The organism is Sorangium sp. So ce281, from assembly GCF_051527395.1.
GTDB lineage: Bacteria > Myxococcota_A > Polyangia > Polyangiales > Polyangiaceae > Sorangium > Sorangium cellulosum_B.
In genome coordinates, this window is the sequence record NZ_CP150322.1 from 3625881 (window position 1) to 3650334 (window position 24454).

15 protein-coding genes are annotated in these 24454 nt (G+C 71.8%); 8 read left to right on the forward strand and 7 right to left on the reverse strand.

What is annotated here, in order from left to right; all coding sequences use genetic code 11:
* The first annotated feature begins 398 nt into the window (after positions 1–398).
* Positions 399–1907: a cellulose binding domain-containing protein gene (locus WMF27_RS13890; protein ID WP_437768396.1), complete on the forward strand. Its 1509-nt coding sequence runs from the start codon at positions 399–401 to the stop codon at positions 1905–1907.
* Positions 1908–2057: 150 nt separating this feature from the next.
* Positions 2058–2255, forward strand: coding sequence for a hypothetical protein (locus WMF27_RS13895; RefSeq protein WP_437768395.1), 198 nt, complete (start codon positions 2058–2060; stop codon positions 2253–2255).
* Positions 2256–2364: 109 nt separating this feature from the next.
* On the opposite strand, the gene WMF27_RS13900 is transcribed toward WMF27_RS13895, so the two are convergent.
* Both WMF27_RS13900 and WMF27_RS13905 read right to left on the reverse strand, forming a co-directional pair.
* Positions 2365–4932: a polynucleotide kinase-phosphatase gene (locus WMF27_RS13900; RefSeq protein ID WP_437768394.1), complete on the reverse strand. Its 2568-nt coding sequence runs from the start codon at positions 4930–4932 to the stop codon at positions 2365–2367.
* Positions 4929–6437 (reverse strand): 3' terminal RNA ribose 2'-O-methyltransferase Hen1, encoded by a 1509-nt coding sequence (locus tag WMF27_RS13905; RefSeq protein WP_437768393.1) that lies wholly within the window; start codon positions 6435–6437, stop codon positions 4929–4931. Before WMF27_RS13905 ends, WMF27_RS13900 begins: the two co-directional genes overlap by 4 nt.
* Before the next feature lie 398 nt (positions 6438–6835).
* On the opposite strand from WMF27_RS13905, the gene WMF27_RS13910 reads away from it, so the two are divergent.
* Genes WMF27_RS13910 through WMF27_RS13925 form a run of 4 tightly spaced genes read left to right on the forward strand, consistent with a single transcriptional unit; the run spans position 6836 to position 12258 of the window.
* Positions 6836–7165, forward strand: a complete 330-nt coding sequence (locus WMF27_RS13910; RefSeq protein WP_437768392.1) for a hypothetical protein — start codon at positions 6836–6838, stop codon at positions 7163–7165.
* 1 nt (position 7166) lies between these two features.
* Complete coding sequence (locus WMF27_RS13915; RefSeq protein ID WP_437768391.1) at positions 7167–8531, forward strand: efflux RND transporter periplasmic adaptor subunit; 1365 nt, start codon at positions 7167–7169, stop codon at positions 8529–8531.
* Positions 8532–8541: 10 nt separating this feature from the next.
* Complete coding sequence (locus tag WMF27_RS13920; protein ID WP_437768390.1) at positions 8542–11676, forward strand: efflux RND transporter permease subunit; 3135 nt, start codon at positions 8542–8544, stop codon at positions 11674–11676.
* Between the two features lie 3 nt (positions 11677–11679).
* Positions 11680–12258, forward strand: a complete 579-nt coding sequence (locus tag WMF27_RS13925; protein ID WP_437768389.1) for a TlpA family protein disulfide reductase — start codon at positions 11680–11682, stop codon at positions 12256–12258.
* Between the two features lie 12 nt (positions 12259–12270).
* Here the strand turns inward: WMF27_RS13925 and WMF27_RS13930 are convergent, their stop codons facing one another.
* Both WMF27_RS13930 and WMF27_RS13935 read right to left on the reverse strand, forming a co-directional pair.
* Positions 12271–13836: a hypothetical protein gene (locus tag WMF27_RS13930; RefSeq protein ID WP_437768388.1), complete on the reverse strand. Its 1566-nt coding sequence runs from the start codon at positions 13834–13836 to the stop codon at positions 12271–12273.
* Between the two features lie 151 nt (positions 13837–13987).
* Positions 13988–15115, reverse strand: coding sequence for a hypothetical protein (locus tag WMF27_RS13935; protein WP_437768387.1), 1128 nt, complete (start codon positions 15113–15115; stop codon positions 13988–13990).
* A 298-nt stretch (positions 15116–15413) separates the two neighbouring features.
* On the opposite strand from WMF27_RS13935, the gene WMF27_RS13940 reads away from it, so the two are divergent.
* Positions 15414–17312 carry a hypothetical protein gene (locus WMF27_RS13940; protein WP_437768386.1) on the forward strand — a complete coding sequence of 633 codons (1899 nt, stop codon included), beginning with the start codon at positions 15414–15416 and terminating at the stop codon, positions 17310–17312.
* Positions 17313–17364: 52 nt separating this feature from the next.
* Here WMF27_RS13940 and WMF27_RS13945 read toward each other — a convergent pair whose 3' ends face one another.
* A complete protein-coding gene (locus WMF27_RS13945) occupies positions 17365–18408 on the reverse strand; it encodes an MBL fold metallo-hydrolase (RefSeq protein WP_437768385.1) in 1044 nt (347 codons plus the stop codon).
* A gap of 1046 nt (positions 18409–19454) precedes the next feature.
* Here WMF27_RS13945 and WMF27_RS13950 point away from each other — a divergent pair.
* Complete coding sequence (locus WMF27_RS13950) at positions 19455–22244, forward strand: RICIN domain-containing protein (RefSeq protein WP_437768384.1); 2790 nt, start codon at positions 19455–19457, stop codon at positions 22242–22244.
* An 11-nt stretch (positions 22245–22255) separates the two neighbouring features.
* On the opposite strand, the gene WMF27_RS13955 is transcribed toward WMF27_RS13950, so the two are convergent.
* Together WMF27_RS13955 and WMF27_RS13960 are read right to left on the reverse strand one after the other, a co-directional pair.
* A complete protein-coding gene (locus tag WMF27_RS13955; protein ID WP_437768383.1) occupies positions 22256–23629 on the reverse strand; it encodes a FecR domain-containing protein in 1374 nt (457 codons plus the stop codon).
* A complete protein-coding gene (locus WMF27_RS13960) occupies positions 23622–24263 on the reverse strand; it encodes an RNA polymerase sigma factor (protein ID WP_437768382.1) in 642 nt (213 codons plus the stop codon). Before WMF27_RS13960 ends, WMF27_RS13955 begins: the two co-directional genes overlap by 8 nt.
* Positions 24264–24454 lie beyond the last annotated feature (191 nt).

Sequence of the window (24454 nt, forward strand, 5' to 3'; positions counted from 1 at the left end):
GGTATGCCGCAGCGAGCCGAACGACGCGGACGAGCCCGTGTAGCCGAGGCATCTCCTCGAATTTCCGCGCTCACCTTGTCTCCGTAACAGCCCTGTCATTTCGGCTCTCTAGGCGCCGCGCGCGACGACCCCACGCCACGGGGCCTACCGGATGGGCGCTGGCATGGGATGAGCCTGAGCGACGAGGCGATTCGGCTGAGAGGCGCTCTGTTACCGCATCGGTGCTTGACTCGGTACGTGGTGTGACCGAAGGGTCTCTCGTCGGGAATCCGGAAATCGGGGGCCGCGAAACAAGGTTAGATTGAGCGCGCCGCGTCATGTGCTTTGCGCGCGGCGCGTCGGCGTGGCATCTTGCGGAACTTGCTTGCGGCCGTTCGGCCGCTCCTGGGAGAAAATTTATGCGCTTTGCTAGCTTGCTGAGCTGGTGCTCGGTTTCGATCGCTTGCTGCCTGGCCGCCTGTATCGCTGCGTCTCCGGACGACGAAGAGATCCTGTCGCTGGAGGGCGGGCTGCTCAGCTCGGACGGGACGATGTCGGCGGAGCTGTCGTACCAGTCGCAGTGGCAGACGGGGTACTGCGCGAACGTGACGGTGAAGAACATGAGCTCCAGGCCGAGCACGTCCTGGGGCCTTTCGATCGCGCTCAACGGCGCGACGCTGGCCAACGCGTGGAACGCGCGGATCACGCAGTCGAACGGGCAGCTGAACGCCACCAACGAGAGCTACAACGGCTCGCTGGGAGCAGCGTCGACGGAAGCAGGAGCATCGACGACCTGGGGGTTCTGCGCGAACGGCACGGGGAAGCCCTCGATCACGTCGGTCAGCGGCAACGGGAACGGCGGCTCGACGTCGGTGAGCTCCAGCAGCGCCTCGAGCAGCTCCAGCAGCGCTACGAGCAGCTCCAGCAGCAGCTCCTCGGCCAGCTCGGGCGGAGGCGGCGCGGGCGGCAGCGGAGGAGCGGGCGGCAGCGGTGGCGGTCCGGTGGTCAACTCCGGCCTTCCGACGCCCCCAGGCTCCAGCAACGTGGCCAGGCCGTCGGGCGCGGTCGGCGGGTTCAGGGTCATCAACTGGGCCGGCTTCACGGGCGCCGTGTCGTACACGTTCGACGACTCGAACTCGAGCCAGATCCAGAATTACGACACGCTGAACGCGCTCGACGTTCCGTTCACCTTCTACCTCCAGACGGGCAAGAGCGAATCGACCAATTCGGTGTGGCAAAGGGCGCTGAGCGACGGGCACGAGCTCGGCAACCACACGAAGAGCCATTCGAGCAATGACAGCGGCGCCGATACGGACGCCGCGACGCAGTTCATCGAGAGCAGGTTCGGCACCAAGGTGTGGACGATGGCGGCTCCGAACGGCTCGTCGGTGTACTCGAGCATCGCCAGGACCCGCTTCCTCATCAACCGGGGCGTGGCCAACAACCTCATCGGCCCGAACGACTCGACCGATCCGTTCACGCTTCCCTGCTACATCCCCCCGACCGGCGCCTCCACGGCGGTGCTGGACCAGCAGGTCACGAGCGCGCGGGACGCCAGGAAGTGGCGCACCGTCCTGGTGCACGGCTTCACCGGCGGCTCCGACGGCGCTTATCAGCCGATAGGGCTCCAGGCCTTCGTCGATCACGTCAAGCACGCGAAGGCGCTCGGCGATATGTGGCTCGACAGCGTGGTCAACGTCGGCGCTTACTGGCGCGGGCAGAAGGCGGTCTCCTCCGCCACCACCTCGACGTCCGGCGGCGCGACGACCTACTCTTGGCAGCTCCCCGCCAACTTCCCGCCGGGCAGGTACCTGCGCGTGACGGTCACCGGCGGCACGCTCAAGCAGAACGGCGTTCCGCTGAGCTGGGATCCGCACGGCTACTACGAAGTCGCGCTCGACGCGAAGTCCGTGACGCTGGCGCCGTGACGAAGCGGGCCCGCGCCCCGCGGGCCCCCTCCTTGACGAGTCAGAGCCTGTCGGTCGGGGCGCAGGGGACGCCGGCCAGGGCGATCACCCGTACGGCGTCGGCGCGATCGTGATCACCCACGGCGAGTCGGACGCCGGCAGCTCCAGCCCGTGCCGCCGCTCGCCTGGGACAGCGCGCTCCCCGCGACGGGCGTCTGGGTCGGCTACGCCATGACCAGCGACGGCACGCCGTTCTCGGGGCGGACGTGGCGCTCGGGCCAGCTGCGCGACTCCGATCCGTTCGTCGGCTCGATGACGGGGACCGCGCAGCCGAACTACGCGGTGGCGTTCGAGGTGGCCGTGCCCTGAGCCTTGCGGGGGCGGCGCGTCCCTCGGGATTTGCGCCGGCCAGCTCGACGGCCAGACGCCTGGCCATGGACAGCCAGCCGTCCGGCCACGTCGACAGTCAGCCCCCCGGTCACAGGCGCGGATCGACCGGCTCGCTCTCCAGCGCCAGCACCCCGAACACACACTCGTGCACGCGATGGAGCGGCTCGCCCTCCACGAAGCGGTGGAGCGCCTCCAGGCCGAGCGCGTACTCCCGCAGCGCGAGCGCGCGCTTCCCCGCCACGCTGCGGTGGCGCAGCCGCGCGAGGTGCTGCGGCGCCAGGTACTCCGGCCCGTAGATGATGCGCAGGTACTCCGGCCCGCGGCACTTGATCGCCGGCTGGACGAGCCCGCGCGGGCCGCGGACCACCCACTCCCACGACTTCACCACCATGCCCTCGCCGCCGCGCTCGACCATCTCCGTCCAGAAGGCCACCGCCTGCGCCTCGCTCTGCGGGTCCGAGAGGTCGACCACGCGGTGCGGGGTCGGCACGAAGAACGCCGGATCGACCTCGCTGAGGCGCGCGAGCTGCCGCAGGTGGAAGCCGTGGTCCCGCGCCGCGTGCACCGCGCCCTCGCTCGCGAGCAGGTGGAACGGCGCCAGCCGGAGGTCCGAAAGCGACCGCACCGGCCAGCAGTAGCGCCGGTAGGCCGCCACGTACCCGTCCATCGCCGCCTTCCGGGCCGCGTGCCGCTCGAGCAGCACCCGCGCGCTCTCGTCGCGCGCTGCCGTCATCGTGAGCGCCCGCACCGCCGCGTCGAGCGACGCGCGGCCCGACGAGCCCACGGCGGCGTACTGGCCGCGCAGGAGATCCTGCGCCTTCGCCGACCAGGGCAGGAGCTCCGCGTCGAGGCAGACCCAGTCCGTGCGCAGCTCGGCCCACAGATCCGCCCGATCCATCGCCGCCCGCACCCGGTCGATGAGCTCCCGGCTCCGCGCCTCGTCCGAGAAGAACGGCCTGCCCGTGCGCGTCGTGCACACGCCGAGCGGCCCCTCGTCGAGGCGGAAGCGCCGCCGCCGCGCGGCCTCGTCGCGGCACACGGTGAGCACCGCGCGCGACCCCATGTGCTTCTCCTCGCAGACGACGCGGCCCACGCCGTTCTGCCGGAAGTACGCGAACGCCTCGCGCGGGTGCTCGAGCAGGCCCCCGTCCTTCGACGTCTCGCTCGGCGACATCGTCGGCGGCAGGTAGATGAGCCACCGGGGATCCACGGCGAAGCGGCTCATCGCCTCGAGCGCCGCCGCCGCGTTCTCCTCGCGGATCGTCACCATGCCGTGCACCCGCGTCCGGATCGCGCGCCGGCCGCGCACGTCGTCGATGTCGAGCACGTCGTAGGCCTGCCCGCGCGGCTCGGCCTTCGGCTCGCCCGCGAGCGGCGCGAGCGGCTTCACGGGCTCGTAGTACACGCGGCGCGCCTTGACCTCGACCAGCTCGCGCTCCGGGTAGCGGAGCGCCGTCAGCGCGCCGCCGAACACGCACCCCGTGTCGATGCAGATCGTGCGGTTCTCCCACTCGGCCACCGTCGTCGGCGTGTGGCCGTAAACCACCATCGCCTTGCCGCGGTACTCCGAGGCCCAGTTGTACCGCACGGGCAGGCCGTACTCGTCGGTCTCGCCCGTGGTCTCGCCGTACAGGCAGAACTCGCGCACCGCGCCAGAACCCCGGCCCTGGAACGCCTCCTTCACCCCCGCGTGCGCGACCGCGAGGTTGCCGTCGTCGAGCACGTAATGGCTGACGAGCCCGTCGATGAAGTCCGCCGCCTTCGCCTTGAACGCGTCCGTCTCCGCCTCGAGCTGCTCGAGCGTCCGCTCGAGCCCGTGCGTCGGCTTCACGTCGCGCCCGCGCAGCTTCTTCAGCAGCTTCACGTCGTGGTTGCCGGGCACGCAGAGCGCCGCGCCCGACGCGACCATCGCCATCGCGAGGCGCAGCACGTCGGGCGAGCGCGGCCCGCGGTCCACGAGGTCGCCGAGGAAGATCGCGCGCCGGCCCTCGGGGTGCGACGCGCGCGGCGCGTCCGGGAGCCCCTCCAGCTCGTAGCCGAGCGCCTCGAGCAGCTCGACCAGCTCGTCGAAGCAGCCGTGGACGTCGCCGATGATGTCGAACGGCCCGCGTTCGTCGCGGCGATCGGTCCACAGGCGCTGCCGCTCGATCGTGGCCGCCGCGACCTCCTCGGGCGAGGAGAGCACGTGCACGTAGCGGAAGCCCTCGCGCCGGAGCTCCCTGAGCGAGCGGCGCAGCTCGCGGCTCTGGCCCCGCACGACGTGCGGGCCGAACTGCCGGTCCGTACGGCCGGCGTTGCGCGCGTGGCAGAGCTTCTCCGGCATGTCGAGCACGATGGCCACCGGCAGCACGTGGTGCTCGCGCGCGAGCGCGACGAGCGGCCTGCGCGCGTCCGCCTGCACGTTGGTCGCGTCGACCACGGCGAGCCGCCCCGACGCGAGCCGCTTGCCCGCGATGAAGTGCAGGACCTCGAAGGCGGCCGCGCTGGCGGCCTGATCGTTCTCGTCGTCGGACACGACGCCGCGGTAGTGATCGGACGAGAGGATCTCGGTCGGCTTGAAGTGCGCCCTCGCGAACGTGCTCTTGCCGGAACCGGACGCGCCGACGAGCACGACGAGCGAGAGGGAAGGGACGATGAGGGGGGCCTGCTCGCTCACGACGCCGCCTCCGTCGCCTGCGCCAGGGCGCTGCCCGCGCCGCCCGCGCCGCCGTCCTGGGCCTCTGCGCCGCCCGCGCCGTTGGCGCTGCTCGTGCTGCCCGCGCCGCCCTCGCGGGTGAAGATCGCCATCTGCGTCGGCGCGCCGAGCGAGGGATCCATCGGGCCGATGGGCAGGTGCTCGACGGCGTAGCCGTGCGCGGCCGCGACGCCCTCGCAGAAGGCGTGGAACTCGGCGCGCGTCCACTCGAAGCGGTGGTCGCCGTGGCGGAGCGCGCCGCGCGGCAGCCCCTCGAACAGCGCGTTGTACTCGGCGTTCGGGGTGGTCACGAGGACGACGCGCGGCCGCGCGTGCTCGAAGACGCTGCGCGTGAGCGCGCCGAGCCGCGAGAGGTCCACGTGCTCGATGACCTCGACGAGCGTCGCGGCGTCGTAGCCCGAGAAGCGCGCGTCGCGGTAGGTGACCGACGCCTGGAAGAGCTGGATGCGCCGCCGCTGCTTGTCGGGCAGGTCGTCGAGGCGCAGCCGGTTCCTGGCGATCTCGAGGCTGCGCATGGAGACGTCGGCGCCCGCGACGCGCTCGAAGGCGCGCTCGTCGACGAGGCGCTTCAGCAGCTTGCCCTCGCCGCAGCCGAGGTCGAGCACGCTCCTCGCCTCGGCCCGGCGGAGCGCCGCGACGACGGCCTCGCGCCGCGCCTCGTCGAGGCTGATCCGCGCCTCGCCCCGGTCCTCGGGCGCGGCCTTCTCGTCCTCGGCCTCCTCGGGGCTCGCCTCGTCGTCGGCCACGAGCCGCGCGAGCGCGGCCCGGAAGAGCGGCCGGCTGTGCTTCAGGTAGCGGAGCGCGATCGCCTCGCGCTCCGGGTGCTCCGCGAGCCACCCCTTGCCCTTGGCGAGCAGGTTGTCGACCTCGGCGTCGCCCACGTAGTAGTGCTTCTTGTCGTCGAGCACGGGCACGAGCACGTAGAGGTGCGCCAGCAGCTCCCTGAGCCGGCACGTCCTCGCGAGCGACACGCGCAGGTAGGCGCTCTGTCCCCACTCCGGAAACGCCTCGTCGAGCGGGAGGCGCTCGGCCGCGACCTCGTAGCCGAGCGGCTCGAAGAGCCGCCGGAGCAGCGCCTCTCCGCCGCGGCACGGCAGGGCCTCGATCGTGGCGGAGAGGGGGATCGGCGCGTCGGCGAGCTCCGGGCGGTCGCGGCACTTGCCGCCGAGCGCCGAGCCGAAGACCTGCGCGATCGCCACGGACAGGAACGACGAGGCGACGTAGGGCCTATCGTTCACGTACTGCGCGAGCGTCCCGGGCTCGCCCGCGCCGCGCCCGCGCACGAGGTCCACGGGGTCGACGTCGAGCAGGAGCGCGGCGGTGCACCGCTCCTCGGTCGCCTCGGGATAGAACACGTGCGCCTCGCCGAACGACAGCGGGAACGACTGCGTGTACGCAGGGTTCTTGACGAGCAGGTAGCCAAGATCGGTCGCCGGCCGGTGCGTGGTGGTGAGCGTGAGGAGCATCGGGTGCCCGAGTCTACGCGAGCGGGACGACGCGCGACACGCTCCGCGCGCCCGCGCCTCGAGGGCTTCAAGGCGCTCGGCGTCGGCGCGGCCACGGCGGGCTGGGGCGTGTGGCACGTGGTCTCCCTGGACCGGGAGCGGAAGGAGGCCCGCGGATGTGCATCCAGTCGCTGTCGGAGAAGCCTGCAGCAGCGTGAAGACGGCGGGCGGTGGGGAGCCGCCCTCCGGCGATGGCTGTGCCCGCCAGCGGTCCGGCCCGGGATGGCCGTACCTCGTCCCCGGCTCGCGCTCTACGCTTGCGGCCAGGGTCAGCGGCGGTAACGGTGGTGGCGCTGCGCCGGCGCGCGCCCGAGACGCTTCCGTCGCGTGACGTCGCGAACAACAAAGAGAAAAGGCCCATGAAGCTTTGTTCCATCTCGGTCCTGATCTGCGTCTTTGCCCTCGGCGCTGCGTCGTGCTCGAAGGAGGCGCCGAGCGCCGGCAAGGCCGCGCCTGAGCAGACGCAGGCGAAGGCGGCGCACGCGCCGGCCGACGTGAAGCCGGGCTCCCACGAGGACTGGTGCGGAGAGCACCAGGTGCCCGAGTCGCAGTGCACCCGCTGCAACCCGGATCTGATCCCGGCCTTCAAGGCCACCGGCGACTGGTGCGCGGAGCACGGGCTGCCCGAGTCGCAGTGCCTCACGTGCAATCCCGATCTGAAGATCGTCCGGCCGCCGAAGGAGAGCTGACGTGCCAGGCCGCGTTGGCATCGCGGTGCTCCTGCTCCTCGCCGCGCTCCCGGGCTGCGGGGGCAAAGCGACCGACAACGCCGCGGCGGAGAAGGCCGGGGCGAAGCGGAGCGCGGCGCCGGCCGTCGAGGGCGCCATGTGCAAGGAGCACGGCGTGCTGGAGGCCCTCTGCACGAAGTGCAATCCGAGGCTCGTCCCGGTCTTCCAGGCCAAGGGAGACTGGTGCAAGGAGCACGAGCTCCCGGAGTCCATCTGCCCCATCTGCCACCCCGAGCGCGGCGGCAAGCCGGCGGCCGACGTGGCGAGCGACGGCGCGCCTGCCGACGGGACGAAGGTCAAGCTCAAGACCAAGGACACGGCCCGGCTCGCCGGGATCCTCACCGCGAAGGCCGTGGAGCGTCAGGGCGGCGGTGGCATCCCCGTGACCGCCAGGATCGTCTACGACGCGCTCAAGGTCGCGGAGATCAACGCCCGCGCCGCGGGGGTCGTCCGGCAGCTGCACGTGGACGTCGGCGCGGAGGTCAAGAAGGGCGCGCCGCTCGCGATCATCGACAGCGCCGGCGTGGGGGCGGATCGATCGCGGCTCGCCGGCGCGCAGTCGCGCCTCAAGGTCGCCGAAGAGAACCTGAAGCGCGAGGAGCAGCTCGAGGAGGAGGGGATCTCGTCGCGCCGGAGCGTCCTCGCCGCCCAGCAGGAGCTCGACGCTGCCCGCGCCGAGCGCGCCTCGTTCGCGGCCTCCCTGGCCGTCGTGGGCGCGAGCGCGGGCGGGAGCGGGGGCTACACGCTCACGACCCCGCTCGCCGGCGTCGTGACGCAGCGGAAGGCGACCGTGGGCAGGTTGGTCGGCGTCGAGGAGATCTTGTTCGAGGTGGTCGACGTCTCGAGCATGTGGGCCGAGCTCGACGTCCCCGAGACCGAGCTGCCTGCCGTCTCGCTGAAGCAGCCGGTGGTCATCGAGGTCGACGGCATCGAGGGGCGCGAGCTCAGCGGGGAGATCACGTACGTGGCGCCGGCCATCGACCCGGCCACGCGCACGGCCAAGGCGCGCGTCCCGCTCGCGAACCCGGGCGGCGCGCTGCGGGCCAACATGTTCGGCCGGGCGCGCATCCTCGCTCCATCCCGCGCGGCGGTCGTGGTGCCCCGCGCCGCGGTGCAGCGCGCGAGGACGGTGAAGCTCGTGTTCGTGCGGCTCGCGGACGACCAGTTCGAGGCGCGGCGGGTCGAGATCGGGGCGACCGAGGGCGATGTCGTCGAGGTGACCAGGGGCGTGCGCCCGGGCGAGGAGGTCGCGACCGAAGGGAGCTTCCTGCTCAAGACCGAGACGCTCAAGGAGAGCATCGGCGCCGGCTGCTGCGGCGAGGACTGAGGCGCGCGCGATGCTGAACGCCGTCATCACCTGGTCGCTCCGCCACCGTTTCCTCGTGATCCTGGCCTCGATCGGCCTCTCCCTTGCGGGCGTCCTCGCGTTCCGCCAGCTGCCGATCGACGCCTTCCCGGACACGACGCCGGTGCAGGTGCAGATCAACACCGTCGCCCCGGCCCTCTCCCCCGTCGAGATCGAGCGCCAGATCACGGCCCCCGTCGAGCAGGCGATCTCGGGCCTTCCGAGGCTCGAGGAGGTCCGCTCGCTCTCCCGCTTCGGCCTCTCGCAGGTCACCGCGCGCTTCGAGGACGACACGGACATCTACCTGGCCCGCCAGGTCGTCATGGAGCGGCTCCAGACCGTGACGCTGCCGCCGGGGATCCATCGCCCGGAGCTCGGCCCGGTCGCCACCGGGCTCGGCGAGGTGTTCCACTACGTGGTCACGGGCAAGGGCAAGTCGCTGAGCGAGCTGCGGACGGTCCACGACTGGGTCATCGCGCCGCAGCTCCGCTCGGTGCGCGGCGTGGCCGAGGTGAACGCGTGGGGCGGCGATGAGCGGCAGATCCAGGTGCTCGTCGACCCGGCGGAGCTCACCGCCCGGGGGCTCTCCCTCCACGACCTCTCGGAAGCCCTGGAGCGCAACAACGCCAACGTGGGCGGGGGCAACCTGGACCAGGCCGGCGAATCCAGCCTGATCCAGGGCATCGGCATCGCCACGCGCGTGAGCGACATCGAGGACATCGTTGTCGCGGCCAAGGGCGGCGCGCCCATCCGGGTGCGCGACGTCGCCCGGGTGGTCGAGGGCCGCGAGATCCGGCGGGGCGCGGTCACCGCCGACGGCAAGGGGGAGGTCGTGCTCGGCCTCGGCTTCATGCTGATGGGCGAGAACAGCCACGACGTCACGACGCGGCTCAAGGCGCGCCTTTCGGAGGTCGAGAAGAGCCTGCCGCCAGGGGTCGACGTCGCTGTCGTCTACGACCGCACCGAGCTCATCGACAGGGTGCTCGGCACCGTAAGGAAGAACCTGCTCGAGGGCGCGCTCCTCGTCGTGGCGGTGCTCTTCATCTTCCTCGGCAACCTCCGCGCCGGGCTCATCGTGGCCTCGGCCATCCCCCTGTCGATGCTCTTCGCGTTCGACCTCATGCTGCGCGCGGGCGTCGCGGGGAGCCTGATGAGCCTCGGCGCGATCGACTTCGGCCTCGTCGTCGACAGCTCGGTGATCATGGTCGAGAACTCGGTCCGGCGGCTCTCGGAGGACACGAGCGACCGGAGCACGACGGACGTCGTGCGCGACGCCTCGATCGAGGTCCGCAGGCCGACGATGTTCGGCGAGCTCATCATCATGATCGTCTACCTGCCGATCCTCGCGCTCGAGGGGGCGGAGGGGAAGCTGTTCCGGCCGATGGCGCTCACCGTGATCTTCGCGCTCATCGGCTCGATGATCCTGTCGCTCACGCTCATGCCGGCGCTCGCGAGCCTGCTCCTGCCGCGCCGCATGAAGGAGCGCGAGAACGTGCTCGTGCGCCTCCTCAAGCGGGCCTACCGGCCCGCGCTGCAGTCCGCGCTGCGGTGGCGCTGGGCGGTGCTCGCCGGGGCCGCGCTGCTCCTCGGCAACGCGGCCTTCCTCGCGACGCGGCTCGGCGCCGAGTTCGTGCCGCGGCTCCGTGAGGGCACCCTCGTCGCCAACACCGTGCGGCTCTCGGGGGTCTCGGCGGGCGAGTCGATCCGCTACGGCACCCGGCTCGAGCGGGTCCTGCTGGAGAGGTTCCCGGACGAGATCGAGCGCGTCTGGACGCGCACGGGCACGGCGGAGGTGGCGACGGATCCGATGGGGCTCGAGCTGTCCGACATGTTCATCACGCTCAAGCCGCGGGAGGCATGGAAGCGCGCCGCCACGCAGGACGAGCTCGTCCAGGCGATGGAGTCCGAGCTCGCGGGGATGCCGGGCATGCGCGTCATCTACACGCAGCCGATCGAGATGCGGGTCAACGAGATGGTCGCGGGGATCCGGGCCGATCTCGGGGTGAAGCTGTTCGGCGACGACTTCGACACGCTCAAGCAGAAGGCGCGCGAGATCGAGGCCACCCTCAAGAAGATCCCCGGCGCCGCGGACGTCGTGACCGAGCAGGTGACGGGCCAGCCCGTCCTCGAGATCGAGGTCGACCGCGCGGCCATCGCTCGCCACGGCATCGCGGCCGCCGACGTCCTGGATGTCGTCGAGGCGCTCGGCGCGCGGGAAGTGGGGCAGCTCCAGGAGGGCGAGCGCCGCTTCCCCGTGGTGCTGCGCATCGACGATCGCTACCGGGAGGACCCCGCCTCCATCGGCCGCATCCTGGTCACCGCGGCCGGCGGGGAGCGCATCCCCCTCGCGCGGCTCGCGAAGATCCGGACGACCGAGGGGCCGGCCGCGATCAACCGCGAGTGGGCCAAGCGCCGGATCGTCGTGCAGGCGAACGTCCGCGGCCGCGACGTGGGCACCTTCGTCGAGGAGGCGAGGGCGGGGCTCGATCGGGAGGTCGAGCTCCCGCCCGGCTATTACGTCCGCTTCGGCGGGCAGTTCGAGCACCTCGATCGGGCGCAGGCGCGCCTGCTCGTCGTCGTGCCCATCGCGCTCGGGCTGATCTTGCTCCTGCTCTACTTCACGTACGGGCGGCTCCTGGATGCGGTCCGCGTCTTCACGGGCGTCCCGTTCGCCGCGATCGGCGGCGTCGTCGCGCTCTGGCTTCGCGATCTGCCGTTCAGCATCTCCGCGGGCGTCGGGTTCGTGGCGCTGTCGGGCGTCGCGGTGCTCGGGGACATGGTGCTCGTCTCGACCATCCGGCAGCTCACCGCGGCCGGGATGCCGGCGCGGGACGCCATCGAGCTCGCGGCCGAGCGGCGCCTCCGCCCGGTCCTCATGACGGCGCTCGTCGCCTCCCTAGGCTTCGTGCCGATGGCGCTGAACACGGGCGTCGGCGCCGAGGTCCAGCGCCCGCTCGCGACCGTCGTGATCGGCGGCGTGATCTCCTCCACGCTGCTCACGCTGCTCGTCCTGCCGGCGCTCTACAGCGTGGTCGGCGGGAGGCTCCGCGCGGACGCCGCCGGCGAGGCGGGCGCCTCCGAGCCTCCGCGGCGCGCCGGCCCGGCCCTGTCGCCTGCGGCGGAGTAGCCGGTGAGCGCGCGCTCCCGCCTCCGCACGATCGCCGCCGCCGCGGGCGTCCTGATCCTCGTCCAGGCGCTCGCGGTGGGGCTCTACTGGGCCGTGGAGCGCCGCCGCGGCGCCGGGCGGCCAGGCCGCCCTTTCGCGGTCGAGCGGCTCCACGACGGCCGGCGCGTGCCCGACGCTGCCTTCGAGCAGCCGGACGGGACCTCGCTTCGCGCCGCCGCCTTGCGCGGCCGGCCTGTGCTGCTCCACTTCTGGGCCACCTGGTGCGCCCCCTGCCGCGCCGAGCTCCCGCGCTTGCTGGAGCTCGGCCAGCAGCTGGAGAGGGCCGGGAGGCTCCAGGTCGTGGCCGTGAGCGTCGACGAGAACTGGGAGGTCGTGCGCGCCTTCTTCGGGGGCGAGGTCCCTCCCGGCGTCGTGCGGGCCGGATCCCCCGCGGTGCAGCAGCGGTTCGGGGTCTCGACGTTGCCCGACACCTTCCTGGTGGAGGCGGACGGCAGGATGTCCCTCCGCTTTACTGGCGCGAGGGACTGGCGAGCGCCCGAAGCGACGACGCTGCTGCTTGGACAGGAGCGGCCAGCGCCCTGATCGCGCTTCCCGCTATTCGGCGCCCCCGGCAGATACCGACGACCCATCGAGGGAGCCGCCTGCGCCATTCGTGCCGCCTGCGCCAATCGTGCCGCCTGCGCCATCCGTGCCGCCGGTGCCATCCGTGCCGCCCGCGCCATCCGTGCCGCCTGCGCCGCCTGCGCCATTCGTGCCGCCTGCGGCATCCGTGCCGCCTGCGCCAATCGTGCCGCCTGCGCCGCCGGTGCCATCCGTGCCGCCCGCGCCATTCGTGCCGCCTGCGCCGCTTGCGGCATCCGTGCCGCCCGCGCCATTCGTGCTGCCTGCGCCACCCACGCCACTCGTGCTGCCTGCGCCGCCTGCGGCATCCATGCCGCCCGCGCCATTCGTGCCGCCTGCACCACCCGCGGCATCGGCGCCGCCCGTTGCATCGGCGCCGCCGGTGCCATCCGCGCCGCCCGTTCCACCGGCGCCGCCACCACCTCCCGCACCGCCCGTGCCCGGGTCCTCCAGGGGGTAATTCTCGTCGAGGCACAAACGGCCTTCAGGCGTCGCGGTGCAGATCTCTCCCGTCGCGCAGGCCCTCTGGCCCTTCGGGCACTTCGTCACGTCGAAGAGGCAGAATCCGTTGGTCTCCGCGCCGAGGAACACACACGAGGCGTGCGGCAGCAGGCAGTCGCTGTGGCTGTTGCACGCGGGCGCGCACATTCCGAGGTCACCAATCCCGGGCTCGGCGACCAGAGGATACGCACAGAGACCGTTCTCCAGCCCTCCGCAGTCCTCGTTGGCGACGTCCCCGCCGATCCCGCACACCCCGGCGCACACGCCGACGTCGGCGCCGATGTCGATGCACCACGCCGCGCAGGGATCCGTGCCGTCGGCTTCGAGCGCGCACGCGGCGCCTGCTGGCAGCCCTTGCGTGGGCTCGTCGACGCAAATGTTCATGCGGGGATCGCACACCCGCCCGCCGCACTGGCTGTCCGATCCGCAGTTCGGCATGCACACGGACACATCCTCGATGACCTCGCAGCGCAGCTCCTCGCGGCCGCGGCACTTCGTCGGATCGAGCTCGTCGACGATGGTCTCGAGCGGGGGCTCGCCCGAGGTGCAGCCGAGAAGGCAGAGGCCGTCGAAGCACGCGCTGCCTTCGCCCTCACAATCGCTGTCTCCATCGCACGCGTTCGTGCAGTACCCGCCCGCCGGGCCGCCGCCGAGGAACTCGTCGCCCGACTCCGTGAAGCAGAGGCCGCGCTGGCCGCAGTCCGCGTCCTTCTCGCACCGGGCGCCGAGCCCCCGCCCTTCGCCGGAGCCGCCGTCGCCCGAGCCGCCGTCGCCGGAGCCGCCGTCGCCCCCGGCGCCGCTCTGGGCGCTGGAGCCGCCGTCGTTGCCGTCGGAGCCGCCGTCGCCCGAGCCGCCGTCGCCGGAGCCGCCGTCGCCGGAGCCGCCATGGCCCGCCGTGCCCGCGCCGCTGCTGCCGGCGCCCGCGCCGTCGCTCGTCGATGTTCCTCCCGCGCTGTCGGAATCGTCAGAGCAGCCGAGAAATCCCGTCGAAAAGGCGACCGTGGTGAGCAAAGCCGCCGCAATTCTTCGCACTCTCATCGCTGTCACCCGAACCAGGAGGCCGCGCCCCCATCGGGCGCGCCATCGACTGATTCACAGACGGTACCGGAATCGGCGCCTCTCCAACATCGGCAAACCGCCTTGTGCCGGCGTTCGCTGCCCCCGCCGGGCCACCCGGGCGCGGTCCCGCTCAGAGCCGCACGAGCAGCCCAAGGAACCCGGCGAACGTCGGTCTCCCCGCGGCGCCGAGCCGCTCGCCGCCGAGCGTCACGACGGCGCGGGGCTCGGCGAAGATCGCGTGTGCATCCACCAGGAGGGCCGCGCGGTCGGTCAGGCGCAGCCCGGCGCCCCCGCCCACGGCCGCGGCGACCGACCAGACATCGCCCGTCGCGCTCCGCAGCGGCGGCAGGGGATCACCGCTGACGAACAGGTGAATTCCGCCCACGCCGGCCGAGAGCACAGGTGAGATCGCGCTGCCCGTGTCCAGCGCCCATACCGCCTCCAGAAAGGCCATCTCGTGACGGACGGACACCGTGCCGTGCTCGCCCTCGAGCGCAGGCCCCAGCGTCGGCCCAGCGAACGTCAGCCGCGCCGCGAGCCCCGCGGGCAGCGCGCCGCCGCGGCCGTCCGCGCCGGCCCCGTACGACAGCCGCAGCGCGGGCCCCAGCGCCGGCCCGACGCCGTCTGCGCTCAGGAGCGCCACGAAGCCGGCTTCCACGCCCACGCCCGCGATCATCCCGGCCCGCTCCGGCGCAGGGGGCATCCCGGCCCGCCGCCGGACGGGCGCCATCCACCGCCGCACGTCGTCGGGAACGGCGGCCCCGCCGTCCTCCGCGGCGCGCCCGTGCGGCTCCTGCAGGCTCGCCTCCAGCAAGCTCGCCTGCAGGAGCTCGACCGCGCGCACGGCCATCACCGACGGCGCCGCCGCGCCGGCCGCCTCCACGGCGCGCACCACCGTCTTTTGCGTCACCCGATCGACGATCCAGAGGTCGGCGGTCGCGCCCGTCCGCGAGCGGGCGATCGTCACGGCCGCGAACGCGTCCGCCTCCTTCGCGGCGCGCTCCAGCCCTGCGCGCAGATCGCCCTCGGGCGCTCCCATGACGCGCACCACCTCGAACCCGGCCGCGCCGAGCTCGGCCCGCAGTCGCATCGCCGCCTCGAGCACGAGCGGGTCGCTCACGCCGGCCTCGACGATCACCACCCGTGACGCGGCCGCCTCCACCTTCCGTGAGGGCGCGCCGGGCGGCGCCGCGTCGGCCCGCGCCGCGGCGGGCGCCGACGCGAGGAGGAGCCAGAGCAGGAGAGGGAGGGAGCGCACGCGCCAGGGCTCTATCAGATCGCACGCGGGGGTGGAGGCGCATCGCCGCGAACGGGTGGGGCCAGGGGAAGGGGAAGGGGAAGGGGAGGGGGCACGGGGCCCGGCGAGTAGCCGAGGAGCCGAGCCACGGCGATCCCGCAGCGTCCGTCCGGACGGGCCACGACCGGGAGGACCTCCACGATGCGGCGCGCTCTCGCGGAGGAGCGTCGATGGGCATAAGCTCGACTGGACCCCAACCTGCCGTCGAGGCGCCGCCGCAGGGATCAGGGGGCGACCGCGCCGATCGAGGGGAAACGCCATGGCAGATGGGGAGATCGAGGATCTGCAGCAGCTGCCGTCGCGCCAACACAGCGGCTCGGATTCGAAGCGCGAAGGCGGTCCGCTGGTGCTCGTGAGCCCGACGACCGGGGGCCGGCAGGGGCAGTCAGGCCATCAGGAGGCCTCGCCGGAGGCAGGGCAGCCCCCTTCCAGGCCAGAGCGGGCGCGGCGGCCGCCCAGCGGGCGAGGGGACGTACGGCAGGCGCCGCCCGCCGAGGAGATCGAGCTCGTCAACAAGACGGCTCGCCGGATCTGCATCCGGCGCGAAGGCAGCGATCTCGTCGTGGCGCCTTTCGACGTGGTGCGCACGACGGAGACGGCGGCGCAGGGGCTGGATCTGAGCGTCTGGCTCGAGCGTGGTTATGTGGAGAAGCGCGCCCCGGTCCAGTCCGAAGAGCCGAGCCTCGACGCCGCCGCCATCGCGGGGGTGCTGGTCCTCGGGGGGCTCACGTCGCTGTTCATGGTCACCCTGGACGGCTGGGCCCGCCTGGCCTTCGGCGCGGTCGGCGTCGGGATGATCGCGTTCACCGTGTTCCCGTCGCTGGAGCGCTGGGCCCGGCATCGCCATCGCAGCACCGCGTTGATGCTGCGCGACCAGTTCTGGCGCGCGATCGGCATGCTGGGGGTGTGCCTGGTGGGCTTCGGCATCCCCGCCGCCACGGTCCTCTTGCAGGCCGAGAAGCGCCTTCACGAGATCTTCACGCTATCGATGCGCAGCATGGCGCTGCTGCTCCTCTTTGCGCTGTTCATCGGCGCCGCGGCGACGCTGCCCGCGCTCCTGTTCTTTCTGTTCGCGGAGCAGCGCCGGAACGTGGTGAAGGAGCAGTTTCACCGCGACGTGCTGCGGCTCGACCCCGCGCTCCGCACGATCGACGAGGCGGAGCGGGCCTATTCTCCGCTGATGAAGGACGCGCTGGACACCCGGCGCGGTCCGCTGTTCTTCGTCCCGATCATCCTCAGCACGTTCCTCCTCTCGGTCGGCTGGGTGATCTCGGCGCTGCCGACGGTGGCGTCCGTGGCGGAGACGCTGGGGGACAAGCCGGTCGAGCTTCACTCCCTGTTCATCCCCAACCGGACCGCCTTCACGTTCGCGTTCCTCGGGACGTATTTCTTCGCGCTCAACATGGTATTCCGCCGCTATGTGCGGGCGGATCTCGGGCCCAAGGCGTACAGCCACATCTCCGTGCGCATCATCATCGCCACGATCCTGGCCTGGGTCATGAGCAAGACGTTCGAGGGCGCCTCGCCCTCGGGCGGCGCGGCGCCCATCGACAACGCGCCCTGGCACCTGCTCCTGCTCGCCTTCTTCATTGGCATCGTCCCGGACACCGGGCTCGCCGTTCTCCATGACCTGCTCAAGACACGCATGGTCACCTTCTTCGTCCCGACCCTGAAGGACCGCGACCCGCTGACCCACCTCGAGGGCATCACGCTCTACGACAAGGCGCGCCTGCTCGAGGAGGGCATCGAGAACATCGAGAACCTCGCGCACCACAACCTGATCGAGCTGATCCTGCGCACGCGCATCCCGGCCCCGCGCCTTGTCGACCTCGTGGATCAGGCGATCCTGTATCTCCACGCGCGAGACGAGGCCGAGCCGGCCCGGAACGCGCCGTCGAGCATCCTTTCGAGGCTGAAGGCGCACGGGATCCGCACGGCGACCGATCTCGAGCTCTGCATGGCTGCGGAGGAGACGCGCGACGCCGTGATACGGCTGTCCTCCGAGTCGCGCATCCTGCTCCTGCTCAGCGCGCTGCGGGACGACGAGTGGATGCCGCAGCTCCGGAGCTGGCGCGAGTTCCGCAAGACCTACGAGTACGCCTACACCGTCGAGCAGCTCACGCCGCCCTCGCCCGAGACGAGGCCCCGGGCGGCGTGACCGCGCGAGGCGCGGCGCGGCCCTCCGGCGGAGCGGGGCTGGCCGCCGTCCGTCACCGCGGGCCCGCGACCGCCCGCCACCACGGGGTCGGCGCCCCGACGCGCTCGGGCTCGAACGCGGCGCCGATCCGGGGGGTCACGACGCGCGCGCCGCGCTCGTTGGCCAGGGAGAGCAGCGTCTCGGCCGGCTCGTCCCAGTCGTGGAGGGCGAGGTTGAAGGTGCCCCAGTGGACGGGCAGGAGCGTGCCGCCGCCGAGCATCTCGAACGCGGTCAGCGCGTTCTCGGGGCCGAGGTGGATGGTCCCCCACGCAGGGTGGTACGCGCCGACCTCGAGCATCACCAGGTCGAAGGGGCCGTGTTGCTTGCCGATGTCCTCGAACCCGGGGAACAGCCCGGTGTCGCCGGAGAAGAAGACCTTGCGCCGCTCCGCCTCGATGACCCATGAAGCCCAGAGCGTCGCGTTGCGGCTCGTCGGCCCGCGGCCCGAGAAGTGCTGAGAGGGCGTCGCGGTGAAGCGGACGCCGCCGATCTCCGCGCGCTCGTGCCAGTCGAGCTCGGTGATCCGGGCCGGGTCGACGCCGAGCGCCTCGAGGAGCGCGCCCACGCCGAGGGGCGTGACGATGGGGACGCGCGTGCGGGCCAGCGCCTCGATCGTCGGCGCGCAGAGGTGATCGAAGTGGTCGTGGGAGAGCAGGACCGCGTCGAGCGGCGGCAGCTCGTCGAGCGCGGCCGGGACCGGGTGGAAGCGCAGCGGGCCGGCAAAGGAGACCGGCGAGGCGCGCTCGCCGAACACCGGATCGGTGAGGACCCGGCGGCCATCGAGCTCGAGGAGGACGGTGCTGTGGCCGAGCCAGGTGACCCGCAGTCCGGTGTCGCTCTGCCGGGTCCAGGTCTCGTGGGGCCGCACGACGGGCAGCGGCGCGGGCGGCTCCCGCCGGCCGCGGCGGAAGAAGAACTCGCCGAGCACGGGCAGCGTCGAGCCCTTGGTCATGGTGGGGCCGGCGCCCGACGGGTTCTCGAACTTGCCGTCCTTGAACTGGGTTGAAGCGCGCGCCCGCTCGAGCCGCAGCCCTTTGCGACGCCGTGAATCGTTCATGAGGGGACGACCTCCTGCCAGGCGCGGTGCCTGGCGAGACAGAACACGACCTTGAAGGCGACCATTCCGCGGCCTGGTCGCCGGAGGAGGCGTGGGCTCCTCCGGGGGGAGCGCGCGCTCGGCCAGGGTGGCTCGCTCACGCACCGGACGAGCTTTGCGATCGGCGCGCAGACCGTCAAGGCCTGAACTTGACAAATTGTTCTCAAATTGTCAATGTTGACCATCACCTGACGCTCTCTCCTTGCCCTGGGCCCTTGGCGATCCGCCCCGTGCCCCTCCGGGCACCGCCTCGGGGGAGCGACCTGCCTGGATTTGTGCAGGAATCAACGCATGGCGAATCCCTGGTCATCCGATGATCCAGGGGTGCCGCGGCAACTCTCGTTCAGGCGAGACTCGACCCGTTCAGTGGCACGGGCGAGAAGGGCGCGAGAAGCCAAATGTCTCGGTCGATGTGGGACATTGCGGCACAGGCCATTGGCCATCAACTGTCGTGGTCGTGGCTTCGTAAATAGTCGTTCATAAATGCCGGTAAAGTGAACGAGATGGACAGATGCGCGGCAAGGTGAAGAGGATCGACGGCGGGAGACCGGCGCGGAGATGCGCAAATTCGTGCGTGTTTGCGCGGATTTATAAGCGATCGCGCAAACGATCGCGCAAACGATCGCGCAAACGATCGCGCAAACGATCGCGCAAACGATCACGCAAACGATCACGCAAACGAACGTGGGTTCGAGCATGTGAACGCTCACGCGAGCTACCACGCAAACGAACATGCAAATGACGCGGCGGGACGCATGATTGGCTTGACTCGCAACACGGTACGGGACAAGAGTAATCCTCTTAGCGGTGCCTGACCGCCTGTCGAACGAGTCCTCCAGCTCCGCACCTCGCGATCGAGATCCCCTGGGGGGGCGATGACCGATGACCACCGCGGCCGTCCCTCCGGAGCCTTCGTCGCGCATTGCGTGTCGAGAGCCCCTGACCAGCGCAAGGGCAGCGTCGAGCTGTAGATAGACCGTACTTCTTACTTGATAGAGGAGAACAACATGAGATTCGCATCAAGGAGCGCCTTGCTTGCCTCCGCGACGAGCCTTCTCGCCGTCTCATGCATCGCTGGTCTGGACGACACCGGCAGCGAGCAAGGCGACGCGCTCGAGGAGAGCCTCACGATCGACCCGAACGCGGCCTACACGCTCGTCGGCGTGCAGAGCAACAAGTGCGTCGAGATACGCGGGGGCAGCACGGCGAGCTCGGCGGCTGCGCAGATCGCCACGTGCAACGGCTCCACGCGACAGCAGTTCCGGGCGGAGTCCGCGGGGAGCGGATACTTCCGGCTGCGGAACGTGAACAGCGGCCGCTGCCTCGGGATCAACGGTGGATCGACGGCGAACGGCGCCAGCGTCGTCCAATCCAGCTGCGGCAACGCCACGAGCCAGCAATTTTCGTTCGTGGACGTCGGCAACAACGCCCAGCGGATCATGGCCCGAAACAGCAACAAGGCGCTCGACGTCATCGGGCGGTCGACGGCAGAGGGCGCCGGCCTCCAGCAGTACAGCTGGGCGAACGGCGACAACCAGAAGTTCACGTTCAAGGTCGTGGGGGGCAGCTCAAGCAGCGCGAGCAGCAGCTCAAGCAGCAGCTCCAGCAGCGCGAGCACCGGCGGCGGTGGTTCGGGCGGGGCCGGCGGCGCTGGCGGCGCCGGTGGCTCGACCAGCTCCAGCAGCTCGACGAGCTCCAGCAGCTCGACCAGCTCCAGCAGCGCGAGCACCGGCGTCGGTGGTTCGGGCGGCTCGGGCGGCTCCGGCGGTGCTGGCGGCTCGGGCGGCTCCGGCGGCTCCGGCGGCGGCGACGCCGACACGGGGGTCAACCCGGCGTCGGGCTGCACGCTCGGCTACAGCCAGATCCCGGACGGGAAGGGCGGTAAGAACGTCGAGGCCGTCTGTCTTCCGAAGGAGATGAACTTCAACATGGCCGCGTCGCTGGAGGCCTTCAAGACGACGGTCTACCCGCTCTTGACCGCCAACTGCTCTGGCTGCCACAGCTCGACGGGCAAGGCCCAGGCGCCCATGCACGCCGACGTCGATCCGGCGCTGGCCCACGAGTACGCGCTCACGCGCGTCAACTTCAAGAAGCCGGCGGACTCCAAGCTCGTGGTCCGGATGGGCATCGACCGGCACAACTGCTTCGGCACGAGCTGCAGAGACGCGAACACGCAGATGCTCAACGCCGTCACGGCGTGGGCGAACGCCGTCGCGCCGACCCTGCCGGTCACCCCGCGCCCCGTCGCGGCCGGCGAGAAGGTCACCGAGGACCAGGTGAAGGCGTGGATCGCGACGGACAAGGCCACCGTCGCCGCGGCGGACGCGGAGTTCATCAAGTACGCCTCGCTGCACGAGCTCCACAACGCGGGCGTCAGCGCAGAGGAGCTCAACGTGGCCCGCGTGGGGCTGTCGAAGGCCCTGAACTCGACCGCGCGCTGGGCCCCGACGATCGTCAACCCGGTGGACATCAACGGCAAGGGCATGGTCTACCGCTTCGATACCCGCAACTACTGGGGCTACAACAAGGGGGTCACGAAGCTCCACTTCGGCGGATCGGACGACGACGTCTTCTTCGGGAGGACCTCCGTCAACTACCTGGGTGAGCCCGTCGGCTCCGACGTCACGTTCAGGGAGCGCTACAGATACACATCGACGGTCCAGGTGGATCCGAGCTTCGCCAGGCTCGTCTGGGGGCGCGTCCTCGCCGGCAACGTGGAGGGCGCGACGGACAGCCAGGTGCTGCCGCCCAACGTCAACGGCTTCAAGACGGATTACATCGAGGCGAGCCAGCTCGTCTACACGCTGACACGCCCGGACGTCTACAACGCCATCATGGCGATCCCCTGGTACGCGCAGGATCTCGAGGCCGAGCTCGGCGTCATCAAGGACGCGGGGATCAAGTCGTACGAGTACATGCTCACGAAGCAGGCCATCACCGTCGATTCCCGCATGTACTACAGGGCCAGGACGAAGAGCGGCGGGTATTACTGGAAGACGTGGGACGTCTTCTCCGGGCAGCTCGACGGCGTGACCACCATCGAGCAGGCGTACGAGACAGGCCAGATCCGGTTCCCCTTCTGGGCGCACCCGATCCCCAAGTTCATCAGCGGGGCCGGCGGCTCGGCGAGCAACTACAGCTTCATCGCGACGCTGGCTCAGCCGAACGGCACGGAGCCGCCGGGGTGCGACGGGGCGCCGAGCTACGCCGGCGGCAGCTACCTGAACTGCCGCTACTACACCGGGACCGACGGCCTCCAGCAGTCGGCGGAGGAGGTGATCTGGGATCTGCCGAACGGCCTTCAGGGGTACTCCCTCTGGGGCGGCATCAACCAGCGCCGCGTCGACGCCTTCGGCAACATCGTGCGCGATCCGCGCCTCCTCCGGAACGCCTCGGACGCGCAGATCAACAGCACGCTGGGCTTCGCCACCCAGGACCGCCGCCTGAACACCGGCAGCTCCTGCATCGGTTGCCATGCCGACGGCATGAACCGAGGCAACAACGACCTACGCGACTGGCTGGACGCCGGCGGCTCGCGCCTCCCGAAGGGCGAGCACGGGGTCGACGGGTGGATCAACGACGCGGCGACGGTGGCCCAGGTCAAGGAGCTGTATCCCCCGTCGACCGTGATGCGGCCGCGCATGGAGGACGATCGCAAGGTCTTCCTGACGGCGATGGCGAAGATGAAGCGGGGCATGATCCTCGGCGCGGACAAGAACGTGTACGTGGAGCCGACGATCTGGACCATCGAGTGGGCGCAGAACTTCTACAAGTACCCGCTGAGCCGCTCGAACTAGCACCCCGGGCGTCACGGCGTGAGGAGATCGCGCGCCACGGGCTCGTGCGCGCCGCGCGGGTGGCGCTTCAGGTAGAGCTCCGCGATGGGGCGCGCCGCCGCCCGGCCGGCCGTGCGCTCGACCGCCACCATCTTGCGGCCGAGCGTCTCGGCCGCGAACGGGCCGCCCGGCGACTCGGCGAGGTACGTGTCGTACCAGGCGACGGCCGCCTCGGGCGCGCCGCCGTCGTCGATCAGGCGGCCGAGCAGGAAGGCCGCCGCCTTGCCCTGGCTCGTCCCCGGGAACCGCTTGCGCGTCGCCGAGAGCGCGCGCTGCGCCACGTCGCCGCGCCGCGCGTACCGCGCCGCGTCCCCGAGGGCGACAAGGTCGTCCAGCGAGCCCCGCTCGAGCACCCCCCCGAGGCCGCGCTGCTCCGCCTCGGCCAGGACCGCCCGGAAATCCCCCGCCGCCACGCGCTGGGCCCAGCTCGGCGCCGCCGCCGCGCCGGCCGGCGCCGCCGGCCCCGGACCGTCCGTCGGAGAGCTCGCGGGCGCCCCCTCTGCCCGCGAGCCCTCCGGCCGTACGACCCCGGCGTCGCCGCCCCCAGCGCCGCCAGGTCCGATGGTCTTCTCCTCCCGGGGCTGCGCCGCCGTGCCCGCGGGCGGCAGCGCCTTCGGCGCCGGGTCCGCCGCGCTCGCGGCGTCGCCGCTCGAGATCTGCACGTCGCCCTCGCGCATCCGCGCCACGAGCCGCTGCCCGGCGCGGAGCGGCAGCCCGTCGGGCGCGAGCGGCCCGCGCACGGTCACGCTCCCCTCGTGCAGATCGACGCGCAGCGTGCCGTCGCCGCGGCTCCAGGACACGTCGAACGCCGTGCCGGTGACCAGCACCGCGAACGGCCCCGCCTCGACGGACCAGCGCGCCTTCGGCCGCCGCGTGACGCGCAGCGACGCGCGGCCGTCCTCGAGCAGCATGCGCGCCCCGGCCGCGTCGACGTCGACCACGCGCATGGCGCTGCCCGGCGAGAGCGCGACGGAGGTGCCGTCCGTGAAGCGGAGCCGCGCCTCTTCGCCGGCCGTCGCGGCGATGTACCGGCCCGCGGCGGAAGGCGCGCCCTCGACGGCGTAGTCGAGCGGCCGCGCCGGCCAGAGCGTGACGAGCGCGAGCGCGAGCGCCGCCGCGCCGGCGAGCGCGAAGCTCCACCGCGGCCGCCCGGAGAGCGCGCTCCACAGGGGCGAGGCGCGCAGCCACGCGCCCGCGCGGCCCAGGGCTCCCGCGCGGCCCGCGCCGCGGCTCACCGCCTCCACGAAGCGGGCGCGCTCGGCGGCGTCGTGCGCCGCGTCGACGTCCGCGGGGACGCCGCTCCGCGCGAGGTCCGCGAGCCGGCTCAGCTTCTCCGCTTCATTCATCGCGATCTCCTCCGTCGGCGGGGAGGGTCCCGGGCCGATCGAGGTCCTGCGGGGCGTTGGTGAGGTAGGCCGAGAGCGCGGGATCGCGCTCCGCGGCGGTGAGGATCCGGTGGGACGCGCGCGCGAGGTGGCGCTTCGTCGTGGCCAGGGAGCAGCCGAGCGCGGCGGCGATCTCGGTGAGCTCGAGCCCCTCGATGAACCGCAGCACGAAGAGCGTCCGGGACCTGTCGTCGACCTGGTCGAGGATGCGGTAGAGCCGCGTGAGCGCCGCGCGCCCCTGCGGATCCTGCTGCGCGCCCCCCAGGTCCGGGAGCTCACCCGAGGGCGACAGCTGGAGCCAGCGCCGCACGCGCCTGCGCCGCAGCTCGGCGCGCGCCACGCGCACCGCGATGCCGACGATGAAGCTCGAGAGCAGCGAAGGGTCCCTGAGGTCCTTCGCCACGCGGAAGAAGCGCAGGAATGTGTCCTGCACATGATCGTCGACCTCGTCGCTCGGCCCGAGGGTGCGCGTCAGGATCCGGCGCACGAGCGGCGCGAACCGCTGCCAGAGGATCGGCGCGGCGCCTGGGTGCCCCTGCGCGGCGGCGCGCGCGAGCGCCTCGTCGTCGGTCGCCGCCAGCGGTAGCGCCTGCACGCCCCGCCTTTGCGTGAAGGGCGCCACCGCTGTCAAGGGCGGGACGGTCGACCGGCGCGTCGGGAACACGCTCAGCAGTGTTCTCCAGCGGTCCGCCGCGGCTCAAGATTCCGCACGCCCGCGCACCGGAGGAGCTCGAGACAAGGTAACGATTGAGGAATATCGATGACATGTGAGCTGGACTACTGATT

Excerpts from the sequence above, each read along its gene's own strand:
- WMF27_RS13890 (WP_437768396.1), top strand. The coding sequence starts at position 399 with ATGCGCTTTGCTAGCTTGCTGAGCTGGTGCTCGGTTTCGATCGCTTGC.
- WMF27_RS13905 (WP_437768393.1), bottom strand. The coding sequence starts at position 6,437 with ATGCTCCTCACGCTCACCACCACGCACCGGCCGGCGACCGATCTTGGC.
- WMF27_RS13910 (WP_437768392.1), top strand. The coding sequence starts at position 6,836 with ATGAAGCTTTGTTCCATCTCGGTCCTGATCTGCGTCTTTGCCCTCGGC.
- WMF27_RS13920 (WP_437768390.1), top strand. The coding sequence starts at position 8,542 with ATGCTGAACGCCGTCATCACCTGGTCGCTCCGCCACCGTTTCCTCGTG.
- WMF27_RS13930 (WP_437768388.1), bottom strand. The coding sequence starts at position 13,836 with ATGAGAGTGCGAAGAATTGCGGCGGCTTTGCTCACCACGGTCGCCTTT.
- WMF27_RS13940 (WP_437768386.1), top strand. The coding sequence starts at position 15,414 with ATGGCAGATGGGGAGATCGAGGATCTGCAGCAGCTGCCGTCGCGCCAA.
- WMF27_RS13945 (WP_437768385.1), bottom strand. The coding sequence starts at position 18,408 with ATGAACGATTCACGGCGTCGCAAAGGGCTGCGGCTCGAGCGGGCGCGC.
- WMF27_RS13950 (WP_437768384.1), top strand. The coding sequence starts at position 19,455 with ATGAGATTCGCATCAAGGAGCGCCTTGCTTGCCTCCGCGACGAGCCTT.
- WMF27_RS13955 (WP_437768383.1), bottom strand. The coding sequence starts at position 23,629 with ATGAATGAAGCGGAGAAGCTGAGCCGGCTCGCGGACCTCGCGCGGAGC.